Raw genomic sequence first — 3,776 nt, 5'->3', positions numbered from 1 at the left:
CAGATCCGTGAACCACCACCAAGCCAGCACGTTGCCCTTTGCGTCGGTCACCGCCTCGCGCACGAACGGGAAGAGATCGGCCACCTCGTTCTCGGAAAAGACGGCGTTCATCGGCTGCAGGACACCCGCCTCCTTGAAGACCGCAACCTGGCTGCTGTCGATCATCGCACAGTCCGGACCGCGGCCGGCCCGCGACTGTTGCAGGAGGCGCGCCTGCTCCTAGCCAATATTCGACGTCTGAAGCTGGGTTTCGATCTTCCAGTCTGGCCGCGCCGTGATGAAATCGCGGTAGAGATTCTCGAACGCGGCTTTCGTCTCGGGATCTGTCGTATAGAGATCGTATGCGGTCAGCCGGAACGTCAGGGTATTCGGCGCCTCGGCGAGCCCCACGCGATTCCGCGTGATCAGGTCCTGCGCCTCGGTCAGCGTGGGAAGCGCCGCGACGGTGACGGCGAGCGCAAGCAGCTTCATTCGGATCTCCTTTCTGTTTGCGGTTGGCGTCTGCCGAACTCGCAACAGCCCGCGTGAAGGAACCGGAGCAAGGATCTGCGGAGTAAAACCCGTGACGCAGGTACTTGCGCGAAGGTGATCGCAACAATTCGGCGCAACGACGCGCGGCCTGAACTCACAGAGAACGTTGCGGGACCCGCTGCCTTGGTCTCAGATGCACGATGGTGCGAGAACGTGTGTGTCGAAGTCCAGGCTTGAACGAGCTTATCCGCATTCGATCTGCCCGGGCAATTTCATCGCGGCGCGGTTCCTGTCGATCCCCGCCGCAAGGACGTCGCGCTCCGCCTCATCGGCACGCACCTGACACCGTCGCAAGCCTTGCGCGAGCTTGGAGGGGGACGATCGGCCAACAACTGAAGCGCCGCGCACCGTATCCCGTCGTGCTGTGCGGCGATCTGAATGAACGACACCCGGTAGAGTTGGCGATTTCTCCGCGTATCGTCGGCAAGAGGACTCGTGCCCGGTGGAGCGCAAGGTTTGCGGCACGTAGGCCGCCTCTTCCGCTCGACTGGATCCTTGCCGAGGGTGCTCGTCGGTCCGGGTATTCGCGAGAGCACGGATCATCGTCCCATCGGGCGGCCCGGATCGGACAGCGCGACGCGCCGTCGCATAGCGCTTGACGCCATGCGGGTGCGGCTATGTCATGGAAATGTCGTTTATCGCGCATGAGGGTGAAAACCGATCGAAAAGCAGGCTTGGGCCTGCCTCGCCCGGCGCGGCTCTCGCGATCGTGGCCGTTTTGGGCTCGTTGCCGATGGTGGCCACAATCGTCGCGATCACGGGCCGCGAAGCAGAGGCAGTGATCGCAGGTCTGGGCTTCCTGGCAGCCGGAAGCATAATCGCTTGCTGTGCGCTTCTCCGCGACGCGCCGCATGACCGGCTCGGGATTGCGAATGTTGTGACGCTCGTCCGCCTGCTCGTCGTCTCGGTTTTGGTCGCCTGTCTTGCCGCAAGACCCGACGGGACCTGGACGTTTGTGGCCCTCGCAGCGCTGGCACTCTCCCTCGACGGCGTCGATGGCTGGATTGCACGACGCCAGAACATGACGTCGCGGTTCGGTGCGCGGTTCGATATGGAGGCCGACAGCGCTCTCGCCCTCGTGCTCGCCATCCACGCGTCGCAGGCCCCAGAATTCGGGGCTGTGGCGCTTTTGCTGGGTGTGCCGCGCTACGCGTTCGGGTTCGCCATGCTTGTGCTGCCACGGCTGCGAGGCGACCTGCCGGATCGTTTGTCTCGCAAGGCGGTCTGCGTGTTTCAGATCGCAACACTGATTGCGATCCAGGTGCCGTTCCTCCCGGCCTCTGTCGGTCAGACGCTGGTGGCGGTGGCACTCGTCTCGCTTGCGCTGTCATTTGGGCGAGACATCCAATGGCTGCGGCGGAGGCGCGCGTGACCGTGACGCTGCTGCGCTTGGCTGTCTCGGCACTCGTGCTGCACGTGCTTCTAATCCCGCCGAACCGGCCCGACGCGCTCACCTGGGCGGCTCTGACAAATTTCCCGCTCGAGCTTCCGGTCATTCTGCTCGCCCTGCTGGCGCTGTCCCGGGGGCGCCTTGGGACCGTCTTTCGAATAAGTCTCGTTGCGCTCCTCGTGCTTCTGGCGGTCCTCAAGGTCGCCGACATCGCCATGTCACTGGCGCTCGCGCGGCCGTTCAACGCCGTTGCGGACATGCCCCTCGTGTCTGCCGGACTACGGCTTCTGGCGAGCTCGATCGGACCTTTTCCGGCCGCTCTGGGGGTGCTCGGAGCCGGCACGGTCGTCGTGCTGAGCGCGGCGGCCGCTTTCTGGGCGACCGGAGTATGGGTACGCACCACCCCCGGACGCATGGGCGGCGCAGGAGCTGCAGCCGCAGCGTTCGGCTTTGCGATGATCGTGGTTGCCAAGGCCAGCGGGCAGCCGGGACTGCCTTCCGCGCTTCCGGGGTCCGCAACGACGACGAGAATCGCGACCGAGCAGATCAATCTGGCCACGCAGACATTCACGGCCCTGCGCGACTTCGCACGGCGCGCGGCAGAAGACCCCTACGCCGACCGCGGCGATCTGCTCGACGCGATAGACCGGGACGTCTTCGTCATCTTCGTCGAGAGTTACGGACGCGCGAGTTTCGACACCGGCCTTTGCACCCCGACACACCTGGCGACCCTGCGCGAAGCCGAAGCCAAGCTTTCGGACCTCGGCTTCGCGATGCGCTCCGGTTGGCTGGATGCCCCGACCCGTGGAGGCCAGAGTTGGCTCTCGCACGCGACCTTCGCCAACGGCATCCGCGTCGAGAACCAGACCAGCTACGGAGCGATCCTAGCCAGTCCGCGCGAGACGCTCTTCCATATCGCCGCGCGCTCCGGATTCCGGACCGCCGCCGTCATGCCGCAGATCACGCTCGACTGGCCGGAAGCGTCACGCATGGGGTTCGACACCGTGCTGGCCGCGAAAGACCTCGGCTACGAGGGAGAGCCCTTCAACTGGGTGACCATGCCCGATCAATACACCTATTCGGCGCTGGACCGGAAATTGCGGGACGGCTCGCAGGATCGCCCGCTTTTCGTTCAGGTCGCGACCGGAAGCTCGCACGCCCCGTGGGTGCCCGTGCCCCGCATGGTGCCGTGGGCCGACATAGGAGACGGGCACATCTTCGATGAAATGGCGACTTCGGGCGCTACGCCACAGGAGGTTTGGAGCGATCACGACCGGGTCCGCGAGCAATACCGCCAGGCGATCGACTACGCCCTGACAGCGGTATTCGACTACATCGCGCGGCAATCCGGGGCCCCACCACTGGTGTTCATCGTCGGAGACCATCAGGCGGCAGGATTCGTTGCTCAAGACGACCGCAATGATGTCCCGATCCACGTTGTCGGACCGCCGAACCTCTTGGATCGCATCTCCCACTGGGATTGGTCGCGGGGGTTGCGTCCCGGCGCCGACGTCGAAGTCCGCCCCATGGGCGCCATGCGCAACCTTATCCTTGACGCCTTTACCTCTCTCTGCCCGCGAGACGCGACGGTCGCAGACTGCAACTCCTGATTCCACTTAAGCGCGCAACACTCGGCAACGCTAATCAAGCAGTCAAGGTATTAGCGATAAACGCATTTTTCTTGCTGCCGGTTTCATGGACACGAAGATAAGATCCTGACCAAGACGCTGGAGACAGGAGATGACAAGACGGACCTTCAGTCGCGGCGCCGAGGATCGATACCGCCTTTGCCGAGCCGTTCAAGACCCTGATCGAGGCCGAGCCGTCCTTCGGTGTGAACCGGCGTGGAAAAGTG

General features: G+C 64.2%; 4 protein-coding genes. 3 read left to right on the top strand and 1 reads right to left on the bottom strand.

Translation table 11 applies throughout. The features are described from left to right. Positions 1-219: 219 nt before the first annotated feature. Positions 220-471 carry a hypothetical protein gene (locus OCH239_RS21930; protein WP_051489717.1) on the bottom strand — a complete coding sequence of 84 codons (252 nt, stop codon included), beginning with the start codon at positions 469-471 and terminating at the stop codon, positions 220-222. Positions 472-671: 200 nt separating this feature from the next. Here OCH239_RS21930 and OCH239_RS23980 point away from each other — a divergent pair, with 200 nt between their 5' ends. From OCH239_RS23980 to OCH239_RS21020, 3 genes are read left to right on the top strand one after another with little or no spacing between them, the layout of a single operon-like run. Continuing rightward, complete coding sequence (locus OCH239_RS23980; protein ID WP_425280315.1) at positions 672-1,130, top strand: endonuclease/exonuclease/phosphatase family protein; 459 nt, start codon at positions 672-674, stop codon at positions 1,128-1,130. Positions 1,131-1,153: 23 nt separating this feature from the next. Further along, entirely contained in the window at positions 1,154-1,903 is a 750-nt protein-coding gene (locus OCH239_RS21025) for a CDP-alcohol phosphatidyltransferase family protein (protein WP_051489715.1), read from the top strand. Then, the gene (locus OCH239_RS21020) at positions 1,879-3,531 is read left to right on the top strand and encodes a sulfatase-like hydrolase/transferase (protein ID WP_037267357.1); all 1,653 of its coding nucleotides are present in this window, start codon (positions 1,879-1,881) and stop codon (positions 3,529-3,531) included. Before OCH239_RS21025 ends, OCH239_RS21020 begins: the two co-directional genes overlap by 25 nt. The last annotated feature ends 245 nt before the right edge of the window (positions 3,532-3,776 follow it).

Source organism: Roseivivax halodurans JCM 10272, from assembly GCF_000521785.1.
Lineage (GTDB): Bacteria > Pseudomonadota > Alphaproteobacteria > Rhodobacterales > Rhodobacteraceae > Roseivivax > Roseivivax halodurans.
This window is presented reverse-complemented; position numbering and strand designations above follow the sequence as displayed.

Bases quoted from the DNA above. Each gene is read 5' to 3' on its own strand.
- OCH239_RS21930 (WP_051489717.1), bottom strand. From the start codon at position 471: ATGAAGCTGCTTGCGCTCGCCGTCACCGTCGCGGCGCTTCCCACGCTG.
- OCH239_RS23980 (WP_425280315.1), top strand. From the start codon at position 672: ATGGTGCGAGAACGTGTGTGTCGAAGTCCAGGCTTGAACGAGCTTATC.
- OCH239_RS21025 (WP_051489715.1), top strand. From the start codon at position 1,154: ATGGAAATGTCGTTTATCGCGCATGAGGGTGAAAACCGATCGAAAAGC.
- OCH239_RS21020 (WP_037267357.1), top strand. From the start codon at position 1,879: ATGGCTGCGGCGGAGGCGCGCGTGACCGTGACGCTGCTGCGCTTGGCT.